Raw genomic sequence first — 26,378 nt, forward strand, 5'->3', positions numbered from 1 at the left:
AATTTGACTAAGATGAAAAAAAACAAACTTTATATAGCTGCGGCGTTAGCACTTTTTGCGATCGCCTCATGCAAACCGTCCTTGGACGAATATAAGCCTTCGGCTGGATCGCTTAATTTTTCAAAATATGTTGCCATCGGAAACTCATTGACAGCAGGTTATGCCGATGGAGGACTCTACTTGGAGGGCCAAAAGGTGGCTTACCCCAATTTAATTGCGGAGCAATTAAAACAAGTGGGTGGTGGTGAGTTCAAATCGCCATTTTTCAGTGAAGATCAAGCCAATGGCTCAGGCTATATTACGCTTACAGCACTTGTCAATGGCCAGCCGGTGACGGCACAGGTAACGGATAAATTAGCCTACCGCTCGGCTTCACCAAAATTATTGACTAAATATACAGATCCGATCAACAACCTTGGTGTACCAGGTATGCGTATGGACCTTTCTATGGTAGCAGGTATGGGGTCTCCCGCTGGAAACATGTATTTCGAGCGATTACTACCTGATGCAGATGCGATGAAAACATATTTCACCTATTCCACCACGCAAAACCATACCTTCTTTAGTTTTGCGCTTGGAAATAACGACGCGCTCGGCTGGGCAACAAATGGTGGTGTAGTGAACATTAACCCAACAACAAAACAACCGGATCCGACAACTGTGTTGACAGAAACAGCTCAGTTTACTGCGATTCTCAATGGCTATGTACAGGCATTGACTCAAGGGGACAGAAAAGGGGTACTGGCAACAATTCCTGATGTAACAGCAACGCCTTATTTTACGACGGTAACCCGTGCTGCTTTATTGGCAGCCGTAAATGCAACAAATCCGCCGACACCGGTAACAAATATCTACATTGCAACAAAGTCAGGTCCTCGTGCAGCTACTGATCAAGATTATTTTGTTCTACCATTCTCCTCAACAGGATTATTGGGAAAACCTAATGCAGCACAAATTCCTTATGGCTTGCATCCTTTGAACCCCGTAGAAGACAAATACGTGCTTGATGTAAGCGAAACGGCAACTGTCGTACAACGCATCAATGAGTTTAATACCGCCATCAAAGCTGCTGCAAATTCAAAAGGCTTGGCCTTAGCTGATGTGCATGAATTCTTGAACAATGTAAAAGATGGTGTTCGTATCAACGGATTAGCGGTGAGTGCCAAATACATTACCGGAAATGCTTTCTCTTTGGATGGTATCCACCTAACGCCAATTGGAAATGCCCTAATGGCCAATATCTTTATCAGTGCGATCAATTCAAAATATGGATCGAAGATCCCACAAGTTGACGTAGCAAAATATCGCGGGGTTAAATTACCTGATACTGTTTCAAAATAAACAGTGATCAATATACTGACAAAAGGCAGACGAATAATCGTCTGCCTTTTTTGTATATTTGTTTAGTATAGATTGAACAGAAAAAACTCGTATGGATTGAAAAAGAAGATGAAGTATTACCCCATCTCCTCACAGCCTAAACGAGCAAAAAAGAATAAAATAAAATAAGATGAAAATCAAATTAAACCGTGTCAACCAAGCTGTGCATTTCGAAGCCAGCAGTGAATTATCCCCTGTCAAAGTCAACATTGATGGCTCGGAAGCTATCGGCGGTGAAGGAAAAGGTGTTCGTCCAATGGAGTTGGTTTTAATGGCACTGGGTTCTTGCAGCGTCTTTGACCTCCATAGTATTCTGGTAAAACAACGCCAGCAAATTGACGATATCCAGGTTGAGGTGGAAGGTAAACGCCGCGAAGAAATCCCTCAAGTATTTACAGATATTCACATTAATTTTTTCCTAAAAGGTGAAATTGATGAGGTAAAAGCAGCCAAAGCAGCTGAATTAGCCGTTAAAAAATATTGTTCGGTACACGATATGCTTGCCGCTGGCGGTATTAATATCACGTATTCTTTGAAAATAAACTAAGAAAATACTTTCTTAGTATCTGATAATCCTCCACATGCGATGTGGAGGATTATTGTTTTTAATCCATGCTGTTGTATTCATTCCCTTTACCAATGTATTATGAATAAAATAGGAAGGATTTAACTTTACCAAGATTAACTGATTTACAAACGGTTCTGCTCTTCTGTTCTTGTGGGCTGATTGCTGCTCTTGACTTTCTGATTTCCAAAATGATACCGCAGCGTCAGATTGACCTTTCTGGTATCCCGATAGTCCCTATAAAAATTATTTTGATCGCCGTACTTGGATGATATCGTCATTTTTTCAGTTTTGAAAATATCCATAAAAGACAGATTTACTTCAAATTTCTTTTTAAAGAATTTTCGATTTGTCGTCACATAGGTACTTGAATACCCTGTAATTTTAAATGGCCCCTGTATCGTGGGCGATGTAAACGTATTACCCAGTTCAAGGTTCCAACCGGCATCCTTATTCAGCACATAGTTGGTGCTTACGTTTCCGTTGCCGATATACACATCATTTTTGTGCAATACGTCATCAGTACCCATAAAATAATTCTCGTTATACATCCCCTCTAGCTGCAGATTCAATCCCCAGCGTCCGGTCAGCTGAAAACTCTTTCCTAAGTCTATCCCCGCCCCTTGTCCTTTCTTGATATTGGTATATTGGAAAATCAGTTGATGATTGTTGTTATCTTGGCGGGAAATTTCCATATTGGGCCACTTTTCAAATCGGTAGAAGAGATCGATATTCCAGTTGTTTTTTGTCCAGGTCAGATTCAAGTTATGAACGATCGTCGCCCTTAAACGTGGATCTCCCTGAAAATAAGAAAAACGATTGTAATAGGATTTTGCAGGATTAAGCCAAGAATACGATGGTCGGCTGATACGCTTTCCATAGGAAAAACCGAACTGCTGATCGTCAGTCAAGGCATATTGCATGTAAAATGTCGGGAAGAGCACAAAATAATCACGCTTATTGATATCAGCCGGTTCGGATACAATACCTTCCAAATCGGTATATTCTCCTCTTAAACCAGCTTTCCAGCTCCATTTTTTCCAGGCATAGTCCAATGAGCCATACAAAGCCACATTACGTTCTTTGTAATCAAACACACTACTCTTATCAGGCCTTTGCTCAAGCTTCCCTGATTCATCATCAAAGAAAACAAGGGTGCTCGTCGTTTTCACATCGCTAAATTTTCCACCGAATTCCATACCGAGGTTCTTTATTTTTCCGGTGAAATCTATCTGTGAAGAAAAAAGCCGATTTTTATTTCCATTATTACTGATAAATCGGGTATCTGTCGGTTCCTCCCCCTTAAATCGCAGCGCCGTCAGCACATCCTGATCATTTGTCGAATGATTGTCAGTGAAGTAGGATGACCAATTTATGCTCCACCTGGAATTAAGCTTCTTTGTTACCTGAAGGTAGAGGTTATTTGTTTTTGTCGATCGTTGATGATCATTGGTGGTAAAATAACTGGACTCCTGTACATGATTTTTATCGTATATAATGGTGGGCACTTCATAAATACCATAGGTTTTCGGTCCGTAATAACCATTTAGTCCAGCATTAACCGTCCAGGTTGTATCGGGGGTATAGTCTATCGAAAATACATAGCTGTTCTGACTGTTATTGGTATCAAATCGATCCATGACACCTTCCCATGAGGTTTGCTCATTCGGATAATATACATAATTCGTTTCATAGCGTGCATAGGTCCCTCGTCCGAAATTATAAGTACCACGAAGATTGAATTTTTCATTTTTATAATACTGGGTCAGTCCAAACAGTTGCTTCCAGGTACTGCTTTTTTCGGCCAATGCAATCACCGTGCCTCTATAGCCATATAGGTTGGATTTGGAAAGTTTAATATTGATAATCGTGCTTCCCTCAGCTTCATATTTTGCAGGTGGATTGGTAATAACCTCTATCGATTGCACGTCGCTACCTGCTGTATTCTCCAGATAGGTTTTCAGTTCGTCCCCCGTGAGCATTACTTTTCGGTCATTAATGAGGACAACAATATTTTTGTTCCCCCGGACCATTAAATCCGCACCATTCACCATTACCAATGGCGTACGCTTCAAAATATCCCAGCTATTCAGTGCTGAAAGATTGGAATTTTGAACGTTAAATTCCAAGCGGTCCAACTTACGGATCAATCGGGGAGCTCGACCCACGACCTGCGCTTCTTCGAGTACCTTTGCTTCAGGAAGAAGTTCAAGTAACAAAGGGCGAGAAATGGTATCGCTGCGAAAAAAAAGTTCCTGAGACTTGAAGTTCAGATAGGTTGTCCGTAGATAGTATCCACTAGGATGATCCAGCGTAAGTATAAACTTTCCAAAATGGTCAGTCTTTACTTCACGGATCTCTTGATAGTTGCTATCCAATAGCATAACGGTCGCTCCCGCCAGCACAATTTTGTTTGCATCCTGTACTTGTCCCCCGATTTGTTTGGTCTGTGCTGAAAGCAACAAGGGGAAAGCCAGAAAAAATAGGATCAATTTCATACTTCGGTATTTAATGGTTCAAAAGTGTCTATAGTTGCGACAAATAATGGTTAATGAAGGGTTAATACTGGGTTAAGGTATATTATCTTAGCCCTCAGCAGTTATATTTGTGTATGGAATTGAAGCCCAAAAGTTATATCGTCCTCTTTACGTTATTTTTTGCCGTACTTATTGGCATACAGGGGTATCAATTGTACAATACCTATCAGCTCAAACAGCGTGATATTTTTGCCACTGTGAAAAGTAAGCTGGGCAAGCTTCATGACAACGACAAGCTTTTTGATGATGATTTAATGAGCAAGGACATTGCTAGAGACTACTACATCAAATTGGTTAAAAATGAGATAACAGCCGAAAAACTAAAAGAGCTATACCGCGCAAATGCCCATAAGACTTCCCAGAAGCTCACGCGATATGTCGACAGTCTATTTCAACCCTTAGGAATGGATGTCATCCTGAAAAAGGAAATTTTGGGTATTTACTTCAAGAACCTAGAAAAACAAATCGCAGCGGGGCCTATCACTGTCTACATAACAAATGGAACGTTTCGTCAACCCGTAGAGCTCTCTTCAAGCGAATGGATAACTGAAAAAACGGAAACACAAAAAATCAAAGACAGTATCCAAAGCCGGGAGATCCTATACACCTTTTTTGTACACCGGAAAACTTCCTTTGAGGTAACGAATCTCAACTGGATATTGTTCAAAGAACTCACTTCACTCCTATTGAGCACCTTATTTATTCTGGCCGCTTTTCTTTGGCTTTTTTATAGAACCATTCAGAATCTCAGAAAACAGCAGAAACAAATCACCGTACTGCACGATGTCGTCGACAATATTTCACATGAACTCAAAACACCTATTGCAACCCTGAAAATTGCCGCTAAAACACTTCGAAAATCAACAGACGAAAGCATTATAACGGTCATTGAACGACAAGTAAATCGCTTGGAACAAACCCTTGATCCACTTAACGAAAATCTTCAAACTATTGATCAGCCTCCTGTCACCAGTACAGAACTTCAAGCTATTTTCGACGATTTTCAATTGACCAACTCCGCTATCGCATTCCAATTAAGTCCCTTGCCTGACGGCAAATTATGTCTGAGTCCAAATGATGCGACAACACTATTTCAGAACCTGATGAACAATGCCGTAAAATATGGTGCAACTTGGATTAATATCTTTTTTGAGGATCAGAAAGGTAAGCTCTCGGTTTATGTACAGGATAACGGCTATGGCATGGAGGAGTCCGAGCTACCTTATATTTTCGACAAGTTTTACCGCATCCAAAAAGACAATGTTCACGACACCAAAGGCCTGGGAATAGGTCTTTTCCTTGTAAAAAAAATCGTCGATCGTTATCACGGACAGCTTACTGTAACTAGCAAGCCCGGTGTAGGGACTACGTTTAAAATCCAGCTGCCGCATGTGCTTATTCCATCATCGGAAATATGACCAACAAGGATAAACTGTGGAAAGGAAATAGGCGGCCATAGACTAAAGCATTTGTATTAACTTAACTACTGAAGACAAAAATGAATAAAATATTACTCGTTGAAGATGATCCAGATTTTGGTTTTATGCTCAAGCAATACCTTGAGTTGTCCACATTTGCCATAGACTGGATAGCGCAGCCCAATGATCTTACGGAAAATTTCCAGCAGCTAGCCGATTACGATCTGGTTATACTGGATGTTATGCTTCCTCAAATCAGTGGTTTTAGCCTGGCCAAAGAAATCAATGCACTATACCCTGCTTTACCCTTTATCTTCTTAACAGCCAAGGAGCAAAAAATAGATAAGCTCACGGGACTGAAAATCGGTGCCGATGACTATGTCACTAAACCTTGTGATCCCGAGGAACTATTGCTTCGCATACAGAATATATTAAAGCGGAATCAGAAAAATAGTAGTCCAAAATCGATCGCCATCGGGAAGTATCTATTCCATCCCGAACAATTATTATTAAGCCATACTTTGAAACAATTTAAGCTCACTGAACGTGAAGCCCAACTTCTCCTCTTTCTATGGCAACACAATGGTCAGCTTGTCACACGTGAAGAAATCCTTGAAAAGGTATGGGGAAATGCAGATTTCTTTACAGGAAGGAGCATGGATGTCTTTATTACCCGGATCCGCAAATACTTAAGCCTGGATCCCAATCTAGGCATCAGTTCGAATAGAGGTGTCGGATTTACGATTCAATTTTAAGGGTTATCCAGCAATCTCTTCCTTCCGTTTGTTCCATAATTTCTCTGCCCAACGGCCGACAAACCAAAAGGACACGGCCAAAATCAAAAAGAACACTGCTCTATTGATATTATCCCAGAGATACTCGACATAACGGGTATAGATATTGAGCACTAAAAATACAAAGCCTACTTCTCTGCTGACATTATCTTTCGCTTTTAAGCCGTAGACAACCAGGAATACCGACACGGCAGTGGATAAAATACCCCAGTAGAACATATGGTATTGACGTACAGTCGTCCATTCATAGAAATCAGCATAATTTCCAAAAATAGAAAGGGTCCACAAGGATATCATCAGATAGATCAATCCCACAATATAACTGATGGGCTGAAAGATTTGTAGCCTTTCAAACCTGGGTTGAATCCAAACAGCTAACGCGGTTATCAGTGCCCCAAAAATGGTAAAACGCAGCGGGTAGTTCATTCCCCAAAACTTAAATCCCCAATTACTATGGTAGGCAGTCTCGGTCGCAAACCATACGCCCAAGGCCAAAAGCATAAACGTCCAAATCAGCTTACTCTCGAGCTTAACGGCAAGAAAGCCATAAATCACCACGGAGAGTAAAAATAACAAGGAATAGTGCATCGTGTCTTTATCCAATACTTTACCCATAAACCCGATACAGGCCGCAGTTCCGAAAACCCCAATCAGCATCATGGTTTCCGTGGATAGATTTTTATAAGGATAACGTTTCTTATACCGAAAACCCAGCGTATAGAATAATACAGCCACGGCAGCGAAAAAGAAGCAAAATAGGATATTAGGTGCTTCGTAGAGAGTATCCACAAAGGCCAAGAATGATGCATCTGTAAACAACGAAAAAACAGCAAAGACCAGAGATGCCAAGGCAATCCAAAAAGCGTATCTAGCCAGTTGTCCCCAATCAAAACTTTTCACGTCTAAACTATCCATCAGCTCGTTCGCTTTTTTTTCATCCAATAAGTTCTCTTTTTTCCAAAATTGGACAATATCGTCGATCGATTGTTTCTCTTGTTTGCTGACGTCGTATTTTCGCATAAATTTAGATTTACTGTGCAAGGTACATTATTTTTTTAAATCACTTGTATATCACATTTTGTTCCAAAAGTCAGATAGGCTCGCATAATTCCTTTAAAATCTGTAATTTTGCATGTTTTGCATTTAATCCCTCACACGGGGACCTTAAGGAGTTTTCATGGCAGTAAAAAGAAGCCCAGATTTGGGCGAACAAAGTGAAGTTCAGGTATTTGGAGCGCGCGCGCATAATCTAAAAAATATAGATGTTTCTTTTCCGAGAAATGAATTGGTTGTTATTACAGGTTTAAGTGGCAGCGGAAAGTCTTCCTTGGCTTTTGACACCATTTATGCCGAAGGACAACGTCGGTATATGGAGACATTCAGTGCCTACAGCCGTCAGTTTTTGGGAGGCATGGAACGTCCGGATGTGGACAAGATATCGGGCTTAAGTCCAGTGATCTCCATTGAGCAGAAAACCACCAGCAAAAACCCCAGATCCACTGTTGGAACCATTACTGAGGTGTATGATTTTATGCGTCTACTATTTGCCCGAGCAGGAGAAGCTTTCTCTTATGTGACCGGGAAGAAAATGGAGCGTATGTCGGACGATCAGGTTATCGAACGGATTTTGACTGAGTTTGAAGGACAGGCCCTGAACATCCTGGCTCCAGTGGTTAAGGGACGTAAAGGCCACTACCGTGAGTTGTTTGAACAAATCCGTAAGCAAGGTTATGTGAAGGTACGTGTGGATGGAGAAATATTGGACCTTGTTCCAAAAATGCAGGTTGACCGCTACAAAATACACGATATTGAAATCGTCGTAGATCGTCTGAAAGTAGAGCGTGAAGATAAAAAGCGCTTACAGACTTCAGTGATGCAGGCGATGAAAACAGCGAAAGGTATCATCAAGGTCTCCACGAAAGATAATCAGGAGCAATTCTATAGCCGTTATCTCATGGATGCCGAATCGGGCATCTCTTATGATGAGCCACAGCCAAATACCTTCTCATTCAATTCCCCATACGGTGCTTGTCCTACATGTGATGGTTTGGGGTATATTTTTGAAATTGATAAGAATGCCGTTATTCCGGATAAAAAACTAAGTATTCAAAAAGGTGGTTTGGCCCCTTTGGGACCTACCCGGGAAAATTGGACTTCGGAAGTATTGAAAGCTGTCGCAAAAAAATTAGATTTTACGATTACAACACCGCTTGAAAAACTAACTGAAGAGCAGATTGACCAGCTTTTATTTGGCAATAAGGAAGAGCCTATCGTTGTCACGGTATCTTATGGAAGTTATGGCACACGTGAATATCGTGTTGAATTTGAAGGAATCTTTAAGATGCTGGAAGAGTTTTCGGGAAAATCATCGGATGAGGCGCCTTCTTTAGATGACTTCAGAACGAAAGTAACCTGTCCAACCTGTGCGGGAGCGCGTCTGAAAAAAGAGTCTTTACATTTTAAAATTGCGGATAAAAACATCCATGAGCTCTCAACGATGGACATTACATCCATCAAAGAATGGTTTGATCAGGTTGAAAGCAAACTTGATGAACGCCAACTCATTATTGCAACGGAGATATTAAAGGAAATCCGCGCACGTTTAGGCTTCCTGCTGGATGTCGGCCTAAATTACTTGACCTTGGATCGTACAGCTAAAACACTTTCGGGTGGTGAAGCACAGCGGATCCGTCTGGCCACACAGATTGGTTCCCAACTGGTAAATGTACTTTACATTCTGGATGAACCGAGTATTGGGCTCCATCAGCGGGATAACGAACGTTTGATCAATGCGCTTAAAAACCTACGCGATATTGGCAATTCGGTCCTTGTTGTAGAACATGATAAAGACATGATCCTACATGCCGACCATGTTATCGACATGGGACCTGCTGCAGGCGTTCATGGTGGCACTGTGGTTGCCGAAGGTACACCAACAGAAATCCTAAAATCAAACTCTTTAACAGCAGCTTACCTCAACGGGACAAAAGAGGTTAAGATTCCTGAGAAACGCCGTGAGGGCAATGGAAAAACATTGTCATTACATGGAGCAACCGGACATAACTTAAAAAATCTGTCTGTCTCTTTTCCATTAGGAAAACTCATTGTTGTATCGGGTGTTTCAGGTTCGGGTAAATCAAGCCTAATCACAGGTACTTTATACCCGATTTTGAATAAACATTTTTTCAGAGCCAAAGCAATTCCACTTCCTTTCAAAAAAATTGAAGGGTTAGAACATATTGACAAAGTCATCGAGATCGACCAAAGTCCTATCGGCCGTACACCACGGTCCAACCCTTCGACCTATACTGGTGTATTTTCGGATATCAGAACCTTGTTTGTTCAGCTTCCAGAAGCTAAGATCAGAGGCTATAAACCAGGAAGATTCTCCTTTAACGTCAAAGGCGGTCGTTGTGAAACCTGTCAGGGAGCCGGGCTGAAAGTCATCGAAATGAATTTCCTTCCCGATGTACAGGTTCCTTGTGAAACATGTCACGGAAAACGCTACAACCGAGAAACTTTAGAGGTACGCTATAAAGGAAAATCCATTTCCGATGTACTTGATATGAGCATCAACGACGCTGTGGATTTCTTCGAAAATGTACCGAGTATTTACCGAAAGATCAAAACACTGCAGGATGTAGGTTTGGGTTATATCACCTTAGGACAGTCCTCGACAACCTTATCGGGAGGTGAGGCACAACGGGTAAAATTGGCTACTGAACTTTCTAAAAAAGATACTGGAAATACATTCTATATCCTTGATGAACCGACAACAGGTCTTCACTTTGAAGATGTCAATGTTCTTATGGGCGTTATCAATCGCCTGGTCGGGCGCGGGAACACCATTTTGATCATCGAGCACAACCTTGATGTCGTTAAATCGGCTGATTGGGTCATTGATATCGGTCCCGAAGGTGGCAAAGGCGGTGGGCAGGTTCTATTTGAAGGAACACCTGAAAACTTAATTAAGAATAATAAAAGCGAAACAGCACGTTTCTTAAAATTGGAAATGTAATGTCTACAAAACGGCATCTGCGAAGTATTATGTTTCGTGGCTGCTGTTTTCCCGGGATGGCTCGGTTATTGCGCAGGAATGTTTTCCAACTCCTTGGGCTTTGTCTTACAGGGGTAATAGATATCGCACACTGACTTTGACGGCCGAGGAAGAGGGCGCAACTATTTATCAACGCCATCCATTTTCATTTGTATAAATGAACACATTAAAGGTTTTTGCTTTTAAAGAACATACGGAATGTCCGGTTGATTTTCATCAGTGTTTATACGCTGTAAATATGGATATTTCTTAACTTTGTATTATATGTCGGATATTATTCAATTACTTCCAGATAATGTTGCTAATCAGATTGCGGCGGGAGAAGTGGTGCAGCGACCAGCGTCTGCCATTAAAGAATTGATTGAGAATGCTATTGATGCTGGAGCTGACAAAATAAAACTTATTGTTAAAGATGCAGGCAAGTCATTGATCCAGGTCATTGACAATGGCTGTGGCATGAGCGTAACTGATGCTCGTCTTTGTTTTGAGCGTCACGCAACATCGAAAATTCGTAAGGCTGAAGACTTATTTGCTATCCGCACAATGGGTTTCCGTGGTGAAGCAATGGCCTCCATTGCTGCGATTGCACAGGTAGAGCTCAAAACACGCCGCATCGAAGATGAACTGGGTACAGTTGTTGAGATAGAGGGATCAAAAGTTGTCAACCAATACCCGGAAGCTGTTGCTGCCGGAACAAATATTTTAGTTAAAAATCTTTTTTACAATATTCCTGCACGAAGGAACTTTCTAAAGAGTAACTCCGTAGAAATGCGTCATATTATTGATGAATTTCAACGTATTGCCTTATCAAATCCACAGATTTTCCTATCCTTACATAGTGACGGAAATGAGATCTACCATTTGCCAGCTGAGACGCTGAAACAACGTATTGTCCATATTTTTGGCAACAATTACAATCAGCGACTTGTCCCTGTGGAAGAAGATACATCCATCATTAAGGTAGAAGGTTTTGTGGGAAAACCTGAATTTGCAAAAAAAACACGTGGTGAACAGTTTTTCTTTGTCAACAAACGCTTTGTACGTGATCCCTACCTGCACCATGCAGTCATGAATGCCTATGAAGATATCTTACAGGCCGAAACATTTCCTTTCTATGTCTTATTTATCGACATAGATCCAGCACGCATCGATATCAACGTACACCCTACCAAGACCGAAATTAAGTATGAAGACGATAAGGCTATTTACGCCATTATCCGTTCAGCCGTAAAAAGATCGTTGGGACGGTACAATATCATGCCATCTTTGGATTTTGAACAGGAAACGAGCTTCACCAATCTCATCACAAAAAAGGCATTGGATGAAATTATCGTTCCAACGGTAACTTTTAATCCAAACTTCAATCCATTTGATACAGACAAATCAAAATCTGGTTCGAGCTACACGCGCTCGGAAAGCTACGCTGAGGGACTCAGTAAGAAAACAGGTGGCATACCCAGCAATTGGGATTCCTTGTACCAGATTGTCGAAAAGGAGGAATCTGTTCAGCTGCCATTGCATGCGGAGCCAGAATTGCATACGGATAACTCACAGACCATTCAGGCCGAAGATAAGTCATCCTCAAAGCTCTTTTTTCAGCTCCATAATAAATATATTGTTTCTCAGATTCACTCTGGATTTATTCTAATCGATCAACAGGCTGCACATGAACGTATTCTCTTTGAACAATTTCTTGCGCAACTGGACCAACATAAAGGTCTGAGTCAACAAAGTTTGTTTCCACAGACTTTGGACCTGAATGCTGCAGATAATGAATTAATGAAAGACCTCCTGGAGGACATCAATGGCTTAGGCTTTCAAATTCGTGAATTTGGAAAAAATTCCTATATTATTGACGGAATTCCTGCAGACTTAGGAACAGGATTCGACGAAATAAAGATGATTGAGAAAATATTGGAGGATTACAAAAACAATCAATCTGAGTATAAGCTCGCTAAGCGAGAAAATCTTGCCAAGAGTCTTGCCCGTAATGCGGCCATTAAGCCCGGTACCGTATTGGACAATACAGCGATGGCGGAGCTTGTGGATAGACTTTTTGCTTGTCACTCACCCAATATCTCCATTTATGGCAACCCTGTAATTGTAACATTTACATTGCAAGAATTAGCGGAAAAATTTGGTAAAAATTAGAAGATAAAATATATGTTTCCACAACTGACACCTGTTATCAAGAATTTATTGATCATCAATATCATATTTTATATTGGATCACAACTTGTACCTGCAGCATATGATTATCTTGCGGTCTATTATCCAGACTCCCCTTATTTTAAAATCTGGCAGGTGATTACGCATATGTTTATGCATGACAAGAACAATATTACCCATATTTTCTTCAATATGTTTTCCCTGGTTATGTTCGGTCCTATGATTGAGCAGGTACTTGGGTCAAAACGTTTTTTAAATTTCTACTTGGTTTCGGGAATCGGTGCCTGGTTTCTTTATACAGCTGTAAATGGTATACAACTCTATAATGCGACAGGTTCTTTCGCTCCACTTCACGGCATAAGCGGAAACGAACTTATTGCCATGGCCAATACCGGAAATAATGAAGCACTAACTTACCTCATTCCGATGTTGGGGGCCTCAGGAGCCATTTATGGTGTTCTATTAGCATTTGCCTACCTTTTTCCAAACATACCACTTCAATTTTTGTTTATTCCTGTACCAGTCAAAGCAAAGTATATGATCGGTGGATTCATCCTCATCGAAATTTATATGAGCTTGTCTAGACCAGGAGATTCTGTGGCTCACCTGGCGCATGTCGGTGGTGCACTATTTGGCTATCTACTGCTTAAACTGTGGAAGATTAGAAAAGGAATTTATTAATATCGTGCGCAATGAATAACATCGGTTTAAAAGATTTTTGGAGACAAACCTATAAAACTGGCTCGCCCGTACCTTTGGTGATCAGTATTCAGGTCTGTTTATTTGTCCTCATTTATTTTTTAGATCTACTCTTCGAATTAAAAATTGTACCACAAAGCTTTTTGGAGCCTATTGTACGCCGGTTGAGTTTACCGAGTAATTTCTCAGCATTTATTGCACAGCCTTGGTCATTAATCACATCGAATTTTGTTTACGTCAAGCTTCTGACCATACTTTTTGATAGTCTTTGGCTCTATTGGGTCGGTCAGATCTTTTTTACCTTCTTAAACAAGCGGCAATTTCTATTTGTCTATATCGCTTCGTGGCTGCTCGGCAGCGTTCTTTATGTGGGCTTTGGGTCACTTATTCCCGTTTCTGACAGCGTTCAGCTCATGGGCGGCTCTCTCCCGTTGGCAGCAGTATTGGCGGCAATTGTCACTTTGGTTCCCAAATATGAATTACGACTTCTGCTGATTGGTACTGTGAAACTAAAGTTGGTGGCTATCATTTATTTTGGATTGGAATTCCTTGCGCTTACCATGACTAATCGACCAGCAGCCATTTCGTATTTTGCAGTTATACTTTTTGGAATGGGATTCACTTATGCGCTAAAATCGGGGATGGACTGGTCTACAATTTTTCAGAAAAAACAAAAGAAGCCTGCAAAAATGAAAGTCGTTGTAGGTAACAATATTCCGACAAATCGGAAACATCGTTATGACTTACCCAATCAGGACGAAATCGATGCTATCTTAGATAAAATTTCTGTTTCTGGCTACGACAGTCTAACGAACCATGAAAAAGAAACGCTCTTTAGGGCAAGCAATAGTGGTGACAAGGTTGATGGATAAAAGGACATTTTTAAGAAGAAAACTGGGCTTTATAAGTAAAACAATGTTCCTGGCAAATATGCTTGCGATCGTTGCATTGCTTATGAGCTATTCGGCGACCTTCATTAATCCTAAATCTTTTTGGCCCATTGCATTTATGGGCCTGGGCTACCTTCCAATTCTTCTTATCAATATTGGATTTATCTTTTATTGGCTACTCCGCAAACGGAAAATTGCTCTTTATTCACTCGTAACAATCCTCATTGGATGGCCTTTTTTAACTAAACATTGGAACATTCGCAAAGAGAATGCCCCTGTATCCTCCGAGACACGTACCCTGCGCATCATGACCTTCAATGCTCATTTGTTCAAAAAAGTAAACGATGAGAAAAAAAACTTTAAAGCCGACGTTGTCCGAATTATTGACAGCATATCTCCCGATGTGATCTGCTTTCAGGAATATATTAGCAAGATCAAAGGAAAACATGTGTTCTCCGAAGAATTCAAGGATAAACTGGGCTATGATTATTTTTTCTTTGAGCCTAGTTCTAAAAACGATTACGAGGCTTATGGAATGGCTGTCCTGTCCCGCTTCCCAATCTATGATTCAGGTACCATCAGAGACAACGATTACGGAATCAACCGGATTAGTTATGTAGATATCAAAAAACAGGATACACTGATTCGCATCTATAATATACATCTCCGTTCTTTTGCGCTTCAAAATGAAGACAAGGAATTTATCCAAAATCTGTCCAATAATAATGAATCGGATAATTCGAGGACACGTAAATTGAGCCGCAAACTTAAGAATGCCTTCGAGCTTCGTAGCGAACAGGCGCATTCGTTAAAGAAACATATGAATGAATGTCAATATCCTTATATTGCGGTAGGTGATTTCAATGATACTCCAATGAGTTACTCGGTCAATCTAATTGGAGACGGGCTGTACAATGCATTTAAGGAGAAAGGTAATGGCTGGGGAGTAACCCATCATGCCCTGCTTCCGATATTCCAGATCGATTATATTTTTGCCAGCCAGAAATTTCAGGTGATGAACTATCAGATTGTCAAACAGAAATTGTCGGATCATTATCCTGTATGGTCTGATCTTAAACTTAAACCTTAGGCATTTGATACCCCAACGTTTTAAGACCTATTTCAATAAATTTATCTCTTCGGTTTTTGATTTTGTAATATGCTTCACGACCAAAATAATATCGACCTACCAAGGCCTCGATATCGGATTGAATTAAATCATGTAAGTTTTTTGCTTCTTTGGCTGTGACCGCGATCCGCTTTTGGCTATTAAGATATGAAATGAATAGATCAAATTCTGTTGCTGGCAAGTGATAGCCACTAATAAAATTCTCGATAGAATATGCCGGCAGATGTTTCGTGAAACGATCATAAACAAACTCTTCGATTGCATTGGAATGAAATATCTCGCGGTACTTGGCACTGGTTTCATTGGTGTCAATCGGGATAGTCACGTCCGGAAGAATACCGCCACCACCGAAGACAAGCTTTCCTTTGCTGGTTGTAAACATTTCCTTTTGGCTGAATTCGGTATCCATTGTCCATAGATCGAAGCCTGTCATGTATTTTGCCGCATCAAAATTCGCCCGTGCATATTTTCGCTGAATACATCTTCCAAGCGGTGTATAGTAGCGAGCCACAGTCAGATTGATTGCAGAACCGTCTGAAAAATCAAATTGCTCTTGCACCAAACCTTTGCCATAGGATCTGCGGCCGACAATAGTTGCCCGATCCAAATCCTGAAGAGCACCGCTCAGTATTTCGCTCGCTGATGCTGTGCTTTCATTGATCAGCACAATGACCCGGCCATCACCAAAATCTCCCGCCTTCTCAGAATAGAAATCCTGGCGCAGTTCATTTGCACCCTCGGTATACATCAACAGTCTCTTTTCTTTGAAAAATTGACCAGCCAGATCAATTGCCGTATGTACAAATCCGCCACCATTATTACGTAGGTCCAAAATAAGATCTTGAGCTCCGCTTTTTCGTAAGTCAATGAGTGACTGCCTGAATTCGTCTGCTGTCTTATGTCCAAATCTTCGAATTTTCACATAAGCCGTTTTCGGAGCGATCATATACGATGCATCTAAACTCGAAACATTTACCTGATCACGAATGACTTTTATTGGATTGCCCAATACTACTCCATTGCGTTGAATGGAGATCAATACAGCTGTTCCTTTCTTTCCGCGGATCAGTTTTTCAATTTCGGATTCGGCAACCTTTCTTCCGACAAGATCCTTATTACCGATCTTTAAAATGCGGTCGCCGATACGCATACCTGCTTTCTCAGCGGGACCAGCTGCAACCATCCCAACAACAAGTAGCGTATCTTTCAGGCGAAAGTACTCTACTCCGATACCATCAAATGTTCCCTCAAGCGTTTCCTGCTTTGCTAGCACTTGATTGGGTTTCAAAAAGGTGGAAAAAGGATCCAGGCGGGAAACAACATGCTCAATGGCTTCATCCTGCACGGTGTCTATACTGACATTGTCGACGTAATTCTCGGAAATTAATTGAATGAGATATTGTAATTTATCAGAATTGCCATTGGAGCGCAAACTTGAAAAGGTTGTTTTCTGGTTACTTCCCTGTTCCTCGGCATAATTTTGTCCCAACAGCAAGCCGAGAAGCAATACTGCAGCATATGTAGCGGCTACAAAAATATTTCGTTTAATACTTTTCTGCATGGGAAATCTTCATGAATTACCGAAGATGAGACAAACTATTCAACAATTAATTACTTTATCAAAAATAGCAAGTTTATTCGGTTAAACGAGTTTTTGAACCCATATTTTTACATTAAAAACAAAAAGTTCACGTCATTGTTTTGGTCAGGAAACAAAGCTGTCCATGATTAAAAGTCTTTATCAAAAATCATAACCAAACAGTTCGTAGGAGTGCCAAACATTTAATTTCAATACATGACAATGATCCCTATAATTTAACTTGCAAATTCGCGTAAATTTATCTTAGTTTGAATTGAAAAAGATTCCACTTTATGCACGAAATCGAACCTTATTACAATTGGCGGGACTATTACATTGCCGCTGAAGATGAACAATCCCCATTTTATGGTACAGTCTACAGCGAATTCGATTTTGACAAACAGATCTATAATTTTCTTTTGCACCCACAATGGGATGAATTCGGTTCGCTTACCTTATATCTGAAAATACTGTTTGTAGACTATGAGAAACAGTACTGTATTATCGAACTGATTGGTGAATGGAATGATGCTATCTACAATGACATCATGTTGCTCAAGCGAGAGATTATCGATGTATTGATCAGTCAAGGGATCAAGTATTTTATTCTAATTGGAGAGAATGTACTGAATTTTCATGCTTCAGACGACTCTTACTATGAGGAATGGTTTCAGGATATCGAGGACGGATGGATTGCGGGCATTGGTTTCCGTGAGCATGTTATCGAAGAATTCCAGCAGCAAAATATAGATTATTACATTAATTTCGGTGGTACATTGAACGTGATTCCCTGGCGGACGTTAAAACCGAAACAGGTTTTCCACCATGTGAATGATTCCTTGACAAAACGTCTTGGTTTTTAAAACCTGCTTATTGTGTCTTTATGCTTTAATCCTTGTTCTTTACTGTATTATCCTGTAACTTTGTGAGTGATGTATGATGTGCTTTGCACATATGCTTTTAATTTTTACGTTTTACTTATACTTACATACTATGTCATTCAGAATTGAAAAAGACACAATGGGTGAAGTTCAAGTACCTGCAGACAAATACTGGGGTGCACAAACAGAGCGTTCACGCAACAACTTTAAAATCGGACCGGCAGCTTCAATGCCACACGAAATCGTCGCAGGCTTTGCTTATTTGAAAAAAGCAGCTGCTTATGCTAACCACGAGTTGGGGGTATTACCTGTAGAGAAACGTGATGCGATCGCTACAGTATGTGATGAGATCTTGGCGGGCAAATTGGATGATCAATTTCCATTGGTTATTTGGCAAACGGGCTCGGGTACGCAATCCAATATGAATGTGAATGAGGTTGTAGCAAACCGTGCACAAGTATTGGCTGGACATAAAATCGGTGAAGGTGAACCTGTGTTAAAAGCAAATGATGATGTAAACAAATCACAATCATCTAACGATACTTTCCCTACAGGAATGCATATTGCGGCTTACAAAGCTGTTGCTGAAGTTACCATTCCAGGTGTAGAAAAATTGCGTGACACATTGGCAAAAAAAGCTGAGGAGTTTAAAAGCGTGGTTAAAATTGGCCGTACACACTTAATGGATGCTACTCCGTTGACTCTAGGTCAAGAGATTTCAGGTTATGTCGCTCAATTGAACCATGGTCTGAAAGCTTTAAGAAATACACTTTCGCATTTGTCAGAACTTGCATTGGGAGGTACTGCTGTAGGTACAGGATTAAATACACCAAACGGCTATGACGTTGTCGTTGCTAAATATATCGCTGAATTTACTGGCCTACCTTTCGTAACCGCTGAAAATAAATTTGAGGCATTGGCTGCTCACGACGCAATCGTTGAAACACATGGTGCATTGAAACAATTGGCTGTTTCATTAAATAAAATTGCAAACGATATCCGTATGTTGGCTTCTGGCCCACGTTCAGGTATCGGTGAAATCTTGATCCCTGAAAACGAACCAGGGTCATCGATTATGCCAGGTAAAGTTAATCCAACGCAATGTGAAGCATTGACAATGGTTGCGGCGCAAGTGATGGGTAATGATGTGGCTATTACGATTGGTGGAACGCAAGGTCACTATGAACTAAACGTGTTCAAACCATTGATGGCCGCAAACTTCTTACAATCTGCTCGCCTATTGGGTGATGCTTGTGTTTCATTTGAAGAGCACTGTGCAGCTGGTATTGAACCGAACTACAAACGCATCAAAGAATTGGTAGACAACTCATTGATGTTAGTAACGGCACTAAACACAAAAATTGGTTACTACAAATCAGCAGAAATCGCGCAAACAGCACATAAAAACGGCACTACGCTTAAAGAAGAAGCGGTACGCTTAGGTTATGTGACTCCTGAAGATTTCGATGCTTGGGTAAAACCAGAAGATATGGTTGGAAGTTTAAAATAAGCTGTGACTTTTATTTCAATAAAAAATATACGAACAAAGACATACCTATTGGCACTTGCCATAGGTATGTTTTTCTTTTTTACTGCCTGCAAATTCAATTCGGATATGCAGAACGAAGGCGCACCCTTTTTACAGGGAGAATGGGTCCAAGACAGTATTCCAGGACAACAGCAGATGATGCAGTATACCTTGACCGATTTCAAGTTTACCTGTGATTCTGTTTACGCGACCATGCACGTCAACAATAAAGTACAAACAATCCCGGATAGCTGTTACAAAAATGGAACCTGGACAGAACATGCAAAAGGTATTTATGTTTTGCGTGGAGACTCCATCATTGTCGATGGTATTTATACCAAAGAGAATGGCAAGCAGAAAATTTCAGGCTGCTATCTTTCCGGACAGTATATCCCCCGCTTTAAAGTCGTTTATCATGCTGCGGATTCGGTGGTACTGGAAAGCAGATTAGATCAACGTCAGATCATCTTAAGAAAGACTAAAAATATTACTTGTGTCCCTCAAAAAAGGTATCAATAATTTTTAGTACAATCTATTTATTATCTTCGTACCATTATCGTACAACCTCAACCTTAAAATACAATGAACAAAGGAATTATCGCTTTGGCATTTGGCGGACTTGCCATCGGAATGACCGAATTCACGATGATGGGTATCCTGCCTGATATTGCCAAAGATCTTCATATCGAGATCCCTACTGCCGCGCACCTGATTGCACTATACGCACTGGGTGTTGTTGTAGGTGCCCCAACATTAGTCCTATTTACGGGAAAATATCCGCCAAAGAAGGTATTACTTTTTTTAATGTTGCTCTTCTTTATTTTCAACGGTCTATTTAGTATTGCTCCAGGTCAATTTTTGATCAGTCTCTCCCGTTTTATGGCAGGGCTTCCGCATGGTGCATTTTTTGGTGTTGGATCTGTTGTTGCTGCTCGGTTGGCACCAAAGGGAAAAGAAGCCCAGGCTATATCCATTATGTTTACAGGAATGACCATTGCCAATTTGGCTGGAGTACCGCTAGGAACCTACCTCGGCCATCATTATTCTTGGCGTTTGACGTATGGTATCATCAGTGTATTGGGGTTAATCACTTTTGCAGCAATTTATGCTTGGATGCCAAAAATTGAAGCTTCCAAAGGGAATAACATCTTTAGCCAACTCAACTTCTTCAACAAAAAAATTGCTTGGCTATTAATGGCTATTATCGCCATCGGTACCGGTGGACTTTTTGCCTGGATCAGTTACATCGCGCCTTTAGTGACCAATGTGTCGGGCATCGCTGCAGATCGTGTACCACTGATTATGGTCCTGATCGGTGTCGGTATGTTTTTCGGGAATCTTATTGGCGGAAAATTGGCCGATACAATCTCCCCAACCAAAGCTGCGATCGCTAGTTTTTCCGCCATGGCGCTATGCCTTGTGATGGTTTACTTTATATCGCCATTGGGCTGGACAGCTTATCCTTTGGCATTTATTACTGGACTGGTATCTTTTACTATTGGTTCGCCGACACAACTGATGTTAATCCGCGCTTCAAAAGAAGCTGCAACATTGGCTGCGGCAGGTGGCCAGGCTGCCTTTAACCTCGGCAATACCTTAGGTGCATTTTTAGGTGGAATTCCAATAACGTTGGGTTTAGCTTATAACACACCTTCGCTTGTTGGCGTTGGCATGGCGAGCATTGGCGCGCTCCTAACCCTGCTGTATTTGAAAGCCTACGACAGTAAAAGTCAATAAAAACAGCATAATCAAATGGCGCGAACCAGTTATATCAGTGTACTACGTATTGTTGCGATATTCCTCGTTATCTTGATTCATTCCTCTTCGGGCTACCTAAACAGCAATGAATTTGAGTCATTCGACTGGAGTTATGCCAATTGGCTCAATAGCTTCTCGCGCTTTGCGGTACCCCTGTTTGTCATTATTTCAGGCGCTCTGCTGCTACAGAAAGATGAAAGTACGGGACAGTTTTATCGGAAACGTCTGTTAAAAATTGTCCCGCCCTTTCTTTTTTGGACGATCGTCTATCTTCTCTATTATTTTATTCGGTACATTGATTTTGACTATATTGGTTTTCCACAAGTTATTAACATCGTGTTAATTCGCTTAAAATCAGGAACGAATGCGCACCTTTGGTATCTATACATGATACTTGGGCTCTACCTCGCAGTTCCTTTCATACGCAAAATTGTTGGCAACTGCAGTAAAAGGGAGCTTGAGATCTTTTTGGGATTGTGGTTTGCAGCGTTATTTTTTACGAATAAATGGTTCAATAGTTACCTACCTAATTTTGACCTGACCTTTTTCTCGGGGTATGCGGGTTACCTTGTCTTGGGGCATTATTTACGTAATTATCCAATCCAAATGGTCAAATTATCAAGTTTTACGTTTTTTCTGATCTGTTGTTTAATTACGGCTTCGGGGACATCGCATTTGAGTGTTTCTCGTGGAGAATTTGACCCGACACTTTACAACTATCTTTCGCCAAATATCGCATTGAGTGCAGGCTTTTTATTCATCTTCGTGCAAGGCCTTAAACTCCCAGAACAGCTCAACGCTTTCTGGGAATTTATTGACATTCACAGCTTTGGCATTTACTTATGCCATATTTTATTGCTGAATTATATTCATCCTTTGCTTCCATTATCCACTTTGTGGAAAATCCCGGCAGCAACGGTTCTCACCCTGTTGGCGAGTGCCTTACTGACGTATCTTCTCCGAAAAGTTCCCTACGGTAAATACGTCAGCGGCTAATTCAGTTATCGGAGCTTCGTTTTACAGTTTCTCTCCTTCGACCTTATTGTACACATAGAGATGTGCATTGGGACCATCGATCGCATGGCCTTCCTGATCCAGTCCAATCAGCTTATTTTCGCCGACCTTCAATTTCATATTTGTCTCTTTCCCTGTGAGATGAACAACGGATCCGTTGTCATGCCACATGACTTTGCCAGTATCTTCAACCTTGGTATTTTTATTAATATATTCACTGACGATGGCAAAGGTATTATCATTCTTTAAGGTGATATTGGTTTTGATACCTTCACAATCTGCACAGGGAATAGTAGCTTCATAGGTACCAGCCCAATCCAGTGAGTTTTGTGATGTATGGGCAGTATCTACTGCCGCAGTCTCATGTACTGAAGAATCTGCTGTAGCATGCTGGCTCTCTTTTGAAGTTTGATTGCATGCACTTAGCGAAACGGCTGCTAAGCAAAGAAATAATACGGATAATTTCATATCTGTTGTTTTTTGATGTACGACACCGTATAGCAAGCAATTTCAGCGCCAAGAAAAATCAGGTGCCCATGCTGATGCTATGAAAGAAAAAAGGCTTCTTCAAGAAGCCTTTCTATTGTAAATAACCGGATTGTTTACAGTTCAAATAATCTATTGGCTACCGCAAGGGCGATAGTGCATAAAATCCTATTCAGATTAGAATGGTAGATCATCATCATCTGATGAACCAGCCAAATCTACAGGAGCAGGCATATCTGCGTAACCTGGAGAAGATGGTGCTGGAGCAGCATTACCCAATTTTGTTACACGCCATGCTACCAATGAATTGAAATAAGTTGTTACGCCATCTTTATTAGTCCAAGGACGACCACGAAGATTAAAAGATACTTCTACCTCTTCACCAATTGCTAGGTTATCAAAAATTGACGTTCTGTCTTGTGTTGATTCAAAACGGATATACTCAACAAATTGTGGGTTTTCGGCATAAGCTACAATCATATCACGTTTTTTGAATGATTCTGTCACTTGTTGTGTCGCTCCTATCTCGTGTACTTTTCCTCTAATTTCCATAATCAAAAAAATAAATATTAAAGCGTAAAATTAAGCAATTTTTGAGGAAGAGTTTAATTAACTTTGTACAAAATATGATGGAAGTTTTCAACACCCCCAATAAAGTTATTATAACGTGCAATAAGCGCTTATCACCTTATTTGCAACAGGAAGTTAAAGAGTTAGGTTTTGACATTGTCAGGGCATTTCCTACAGGAGTAGAATTAAAGGTCAGTATAAACGATACGATCAAGCTCAATCTGAACCTGCGCACAGCATCTCAGATTTTGTATTCGTTAAAAGAGTTTACGGCCAATAATCCGACGGAGCTCTATGAAGAATTGAGTCAAATCGCATGGGAAGAACTCATTCAATTTGACGGATACTTCTCTGTCAGCTCCAATGTAGACAATGAGACAATCAGCACACCATTATTTGCAAACGTCAAAGTTAAGGATGCAATCGTGGACCGTATCAAGGAAAAAAAGGGTATGCGCCCTAATTCAGGTCCGGACAATAATAAAGCGGTTGTGCACTTGTACTGGAAAGATGACCGTGCTGAAATTTTTCTCGATACCTCAGGTGAAACACTGGCGAAACATGGCTACCGGAAGATCCCGGGAAAAGCGCCAATGTTGGAAGCCCTGGCAGCCTCGACTATTATTGCGTCCAAATGGGATGGTAATTCTCCTTTTGTGAACCCCATGTGTGGATCCGGAACTTTAGCTATTGAGGCAGCTCTGATTGCAACAAACAGAAAACCTGGATTATTACGCATGAACTATTCATTTATGCATTTCATTGGTTATGATGAAACAGTTTTCTTCCAGGAGCGTCGCGTACTTAAAGATCAGATCAATAAAAAAGCGGCTCCGCAAATTATCGCAAGTGATATCTCGGAAGAAGCTATCAACGTCTCCAAGATGAACGCAAGAACTGCTGGTGTAGAGCAATTAATTTCATTTGAAGTATGCGATTTTGCCGAAACACACGTTCCTAAAGAAGGAGGTGTCATTTTATTCAATCCTGAATATGGTGAACGTTTGGGCACACACAGCAAGCTAGAAATTACCTATAAGCGTATGGGAGATTTCATGAAACAGGAATGCAAAGGTTATAGAGGCTATATATTTACTGGAAATCCAGATCTGGCAAAGAAAATCGGGTTGCGCGCATCCCGACGTATAGAATTTTATAATGGTAAATTAGATTGTAGATTATTAGAATACGAATTATACGAGGGTACTCGCGAAAAAACAAAAGTATTGTATGAATAACATTATTGAGCGCACAGTAGCATTTGTGCAAGACCGGTTGAAATTTGCAGAAGCAGGCCACGATTGGTCGCATATTCAACGCGTATGGAACAATACGAAGTTAATTTTAGAAGATGAAGAAGCAGATGTTATGGTGTGCGAATTGGCGGCGCTATTACATGACATCGCTGACAGTAAATTCCATGATGGCGACGAAACAATAGGCCCTCGTGTTGCCGGAGAGTTTTTGGCAAGTCTAGAAATTTCGCCTGAGATCATCGACCATGTCAAGAAAATCATCTTCAACATGTCTTTCAAAGCAAGTTTAGGTGAAGTTTCATTCCATTCAAAAGAGATGGAGATCGTGCAAGATGCTGACCGTCTAGATGCTATTGGCGCAATAGGTATTGCCCGCGCGTTTAGCTTTGGCGGAAACAAAGGCCGTGAGATGTATAATCCCAATGTTCCCGTTCAGGAATATAAGGATAAGGAAGCGTACAAGCATTCGGAAGCTCCTACAATCAATCACTTCTACGAAAAGCTACTATTGTTAAAGAATAAGATGAATACAGAAGCAGCGAAAAGAATCGCAGCGCATCGCCATGATTATATGCTCAGCTTCCTCGATGAGTTCATGGCCGAATGGAACGGTAAAAAATAAATTACACTTAACAATTCCTAAATATAAAAGTGGTACTTTAGATCTTGTACATCGAGATAAAAAGTACCACTTTTTTTGTCTTATGTAAAATCAGCTTTTAAACAGATTTGTAAGAAATGATCCTATCATTAGGGGTCGATTTTTTATCATAAACATCTTAATCGGTAATATAAATGCCCAAAAAGAGAAATAGAATAGGAATAAATCAACGAGTGAAACGTGCAAATTATGCCGTTGAAAACAAACACTCATACATAATTATCACATGAAAAAACATATTTTTAGCTGTCTGACACTAGCCATGGTGATCTCATCTTCGGCATTATTTGCACAAACTAAAGCCATTGCACATCGTGGCGTATGGAAAAACAGCCATCTTCCGCAAAATTCTATTGCTTCTTTAACAGCAGCCCACGACCTTAGGCTCTTCGGATCCGAATTTGATGTGCATTTGACCAAAGATAATATTCTTGTGGTCAACCACGATAATGATTTCTATGGTATCGATATTGCCACAGCAACGTACAAGGAGCTCTTAGAAAAGAAGCATCCTAACGGTGAATCTATTCCCACCTTGGAAGAATATCTTAACGCTGGAAAAAAATTGAAAGGTTTACGTCTTATCCTTGAATTGAAAATCAATAAACTCGGCCTAGAGCGTACACTTGAAGCGACAACAAAAACGGTGGAAATGGTTAAAAGCTTGAAAGCAGAGAAAGTCACTGATTATATTTCCTTTAGCTTTGAGGCTTGTCAGAAGATTCACGAACTGGCGCCTAAGGCCAATATTCAATACCTCACAGGTGACAAAACTCCTGCTGAGGTGAAGGCTGCGGGAATAAATGGTTTGGATTATCACTTTTCGGTTTTCAAAAAGAATGCGACATGGCTGAAAGATGCACATCAACTTGGCATGAAAGTGAATGCGTGGACAGTAAACACAGAAGAGGAAATGACCAATCTAATTAATCAGAAAATTGATTTTATTACAACTGACGAACCTGAATTGTTGCTCCGTGTATTAAAGAAATAACAATACCGTTGAA

The 26,378-nt window shown here is 40.6% G+C and carries 22 protein-coding genes; 17 read left to right on the forward strand and 5 right to left on the reverse strand.

All coding sequences use genetic code 11. From position 1 onward, the window contains the following. Positions 1-12: 12 nt before the first annotated feature. Entirely contained in the window at positions 13-1,341 is a 1,329-nt protein-coding gene (locus M2419_RS17275; RefSeq protein WP_182982197.1) for an SGNH/GDSL hydrolase family protein, read from the forward strand. 169 nt (positions 1,342-1,510) lie between these two features. Then, positions 1,511-1,927 (forward strand): OsmC family protein, encoded by a 417-nt coding sequence (locus M2419_RS17280; protein ID WP_070570243.1) that lies wholly within the window; start codon positions 1,511-1,513, stop codon positions 1,925-1,927. A gap of 143 nt (positions 1,928-2,070) precedes the next feature. Here M2419_RS17280 and M2419_RS17285 read toward each other — a convergent pair whose 3' ends face one another. Then, positions 2,071-4,443 carry an outer membrane beta-barrel family protein gene (locus M2419_RS17285; protein ID WP_153844307.1) on the reverse strand — a complete coding sequence of 791 codons (2,373 nt, stop codon included), beginning with the start codon at positions 4,441-4,443 and terminating at the stop codon, positions 2,071-2,073. Between the two features lie 113 nt (positions 4,444-4,556). On the opposite strand from M2419_RS17285, the gene M2419_RS17290 reads away from it, so the two are divergent. Further along, the gene (locus tag M2419_RS17290) at positions 4,557-5,900 is read left to right on the forward strand and encodes a sensor histidine kinase KdpD (protein WP_259255454.1); all 1,344 of its coding nucleotides are present in this window, start codon (positions 4,557-4,559) and stop codon (positions 5,898-5,900) included. Between the two features lie 80 nt (positions 5,901-5,980). Continuing rightward, a complete protein-coding gene (locus tag M2419_RS17295) occupies positions 5,981-6,655 on the forward strand; it encodes a response regulator transcription factor (RefSeq protein WP_182330674.1) in 675 nt (224 codons plus the stop codon). Between the two features lie 3 nt (positions 6,656-6,658). On the opposite strand, the gene M2419_RS17300 is transcribed toward M2419_RS17295, so the two are convergent. Then, positions 6,659-7,714: a DUF2157 domain-containing protein gene (locus tag M2419_RS17300; protein ID WP_259255455.1), complete on the reverse strand. Its 1,056-nt coding sequence runs from the start codon at positions 7,712-7,714 to the stop codon at positions 6,659-6,661. 157 nt (positions 7,715-7,871) lie between these two features. On the opposite strand from M2419_RS17300, the gene uvrA reads away from it, so the two are divergent. The 5 genes from uvrA (at position 7,872) to M2419_RS17325 (ending at position 15,599) form a co-directional block, all read left to right on the forward strand. After that, positions 7,872-10,712 carry an excinuclease ABC subunit UvrA gene (uvrA, locus tag M2419_RS17305; protein ID WP_259255456.1) on the forward strand — a complete coding sequence of 947 codons (2,841 nt, stop codon included), beginning with the start codon at positions 7,872-7,874 and terminating at the stop codon, positions 10,710-10,712. Positions 10,713-11,015: 303 nt separating this feature from the next. Next, positions 11,016-12,902 carry a DNA mismatch repair endonuclease MutL gene (mutL, locus tag M2419_RS17310; protein WP_153844312.1) on the forward strand — a complete coding sequence of 629 codons (1,887 nt, stop codon included), beginning with the start codon at positions 11,016-11,018 and terminating at the stop codon, positions 12,900-12,902. Positions 12,903-12,914: 12 nt separating this feature from the next. Next, positions 12,915-13,601, forward strand: coding sequence for a rhomboid family intramembrane serine protease (locus M2419_RS17315; RefSeq protein ID WP_153844313.1), 687 nt, complete (start codon positions 12,915-12,917; stop codon positions 13,599-13,601). 11 nt (positions 13,602-13,612) lie between these two features. Then, complete coding sequence (locus M2419_RS17320) at positions 13,613-14,491, forward strand: rhomboid family intramembrane serine protease (RefSeq protein WP_259255457.1); 879 nt, start codon at positions 13,613-13,615, stop codon at positions 14,489-14,491. Then, positions 14,436-15,599 carry an endonuclease/exonuclease/phosphatase family protein gene (locus M2419_RS17325; protein ID WP_227550057.1) on the forward strand — a complete coding sequence of 388 codons (1,164 nt, stop codon included), beginning with the start codon at positions 14,436-14,438 and terminating at the stop codon, positions 15,597-15,599. Before M2419_RS17320 ends, M2419_RS17325 begins: the two co-directional genes overlap by 56 nt. On the opposite strand, the gene M2419_RS17330 is transcribed toward M2419_RS17325, so the two are convergent. After that, positions 15,589-17,199 (reverse strand): S41 family peptidase, encoded by a 1,611-nt coding sequence (locus M2419_RS17330; protein ID WP_075994410.1) that lies wholly within the window; start codon positions 17,197-17,199, stop codon positions 15,589-15,591. The two genes, M2419_RS17325 and M2419_RS17330, sit on opposite strands and share 11 nt — an antisense overlap. A 311-nt stretch (positions 17,200-17,510) precedes the next feature. Here M2419_RS17330 and M2419_RS17335 point away from each other — a divergent pair, with 311 nt between their 5' ends. The 5 genes from M2419_RS17335 to M2419_RS17355 all read left to right on the forward strand — a co-directional run bounded on the left by M2419_RS17335 (position 17,511) and on the right by M2419_RS17355 (position 22,380). Then, positions 17,511-18,080: a hypothetical protein gene (locus M2419_RS17335; RefSeq protein WP_075994411.1), complete on the forward strand. Its 570-nt coding sequence runs from the start codon at positions 17,511-17,513 to the stop codon at positions 18,078-18,080. Between the two features lie 130 nt (positions 18,081-18,210). Then, positions 18,211-19,608, forward strand: a complete 1,398-nt coding sequence (gene fumC, locus M2419_RS17340; protein ID WP_088163154.1) for a class II fumarate hydratase — start codon at positions 18,211-18,213, stop codon at positions 19,606-19,608. A 105-nt stretch (positions 19,609-19,713) separates the two neighbouring features. Next, entirely contained in the window at positions 19,714-20,145 is a 432-nt protein-coding gene (locus tag M2419_RS17345) for a fumarate hydratase (protein ID WP_259255458.1), read from the forward strand. Positions 20,146-20,208: 63 nt separating this feature from the next. Continuing rightward, positions 20,209-21,363 (forward strand): MFS transporter, encoded by a 1,155-nt coding sequence (locus M2419_RS17350; protein ID WP_075994414.1) that lies wholly within the window; start codon positions 20,209-20,211, stop codon positions 21,361-21,363. Positions 21,364-21,378: 15 nt separating this feature from the next. Then, the gene (locus M2419_RS17355) at positions 21,379-22,380 is read left to right on the forward strand and encodes an acyltransferase (protein ID WP_159727399.1); all 1,002 of its coding nucleotides are present in this window, start codon (positions 21,379-21,381) and stop codon (positions 22,378-22,380) included. Between the two features lie 21 nt (positions 22,381-22,401). On the opposite strand, the gene M2419_RS17360 is transcribed toward M2419_RS17355, so the two are convergent. Both M2419_RS17360 and M2419_RS17365 read right to left on the reverse strand, forming a co-directional pair. Then, positions 22,402-22,866: a copper resistance protein NlpE gene (locus tag M2419_RS17360; protein WP_153844317.1), complete on the reverse strand. Its 465-nt coding sequence runs from the start codon at positions 22,864-22,866 to the stop codon at positions 22,402-22,404. 195 nt (positions 22,867-23,061) lie between these two features. Continuing rightward, on the reverse strand, positions 23,062-23,436 hold the full coding sequence (locus tag M2419_RS17365) for a DUF3127 domain-containing protein (protein ID WP_075994416.1): 375 nt from the start codon (positions 23,434-23,436) through the stop codon (positions 23,062-23,064). 77 nt (positions 23,437-23,513) lie between these two features. On the opposite strand from M2419_RS17365, the gene M2419_RS17370 reads away from it, so the two are divergent. The 3 genes from M2419_RS17370 (at position 23,514) to M2419_RS17380 (ending at position 26,365) form a co-directional block, all read left to right on the forward strand. Next, positions 23,514-24,692 (forward strand): class I SAM-dependent RNA methyltransferase, encoded by a 1,179-nt coding sequence (locus M2419_RS17370; RefSeq protein WP_153844545.1) that lies wholly within the window; start codon positions 23,514-23,516, stop codon positions 24,690-24,692. Further along, entirely contained in the window at positions 24,685-25,332 is a 648-nt protein-coding gene (locus M2419_RS17375) for an HD domain-containing protein (protein ID WP_088163158.1), read from the forward strand. Before M2419_RS17370 ends, M2419_RS17375 begins: the two co-directional genes overlap by 8 nt. Positions 25,333-25,597: 265 nt before the next feature. Next, positions 25,598-26,365: a glycerophosphodiester phosphodiesterase family protein gene (locus M2419_RS17380; RefSeq protein WP_153844318.1), complete on the forward strand. Its 768-nt coding sequence runs from the start codon at positions 25,598-25,600 to the stop codon at positions 26,363-26,365. Positions 26,366-26,378 lie beyond the last annotated feature (13 nt).

The organism is Sphingobacterium sp. BIGb0116 (assembly GCF_024808035.1).
Lineage (GTDB): Bacteria > Bacteroidota > Bacteroidia > Sphingobacteriales > Sphingobacteriaceae > Sphingobacterium > Sphingobacterium paramultivorum.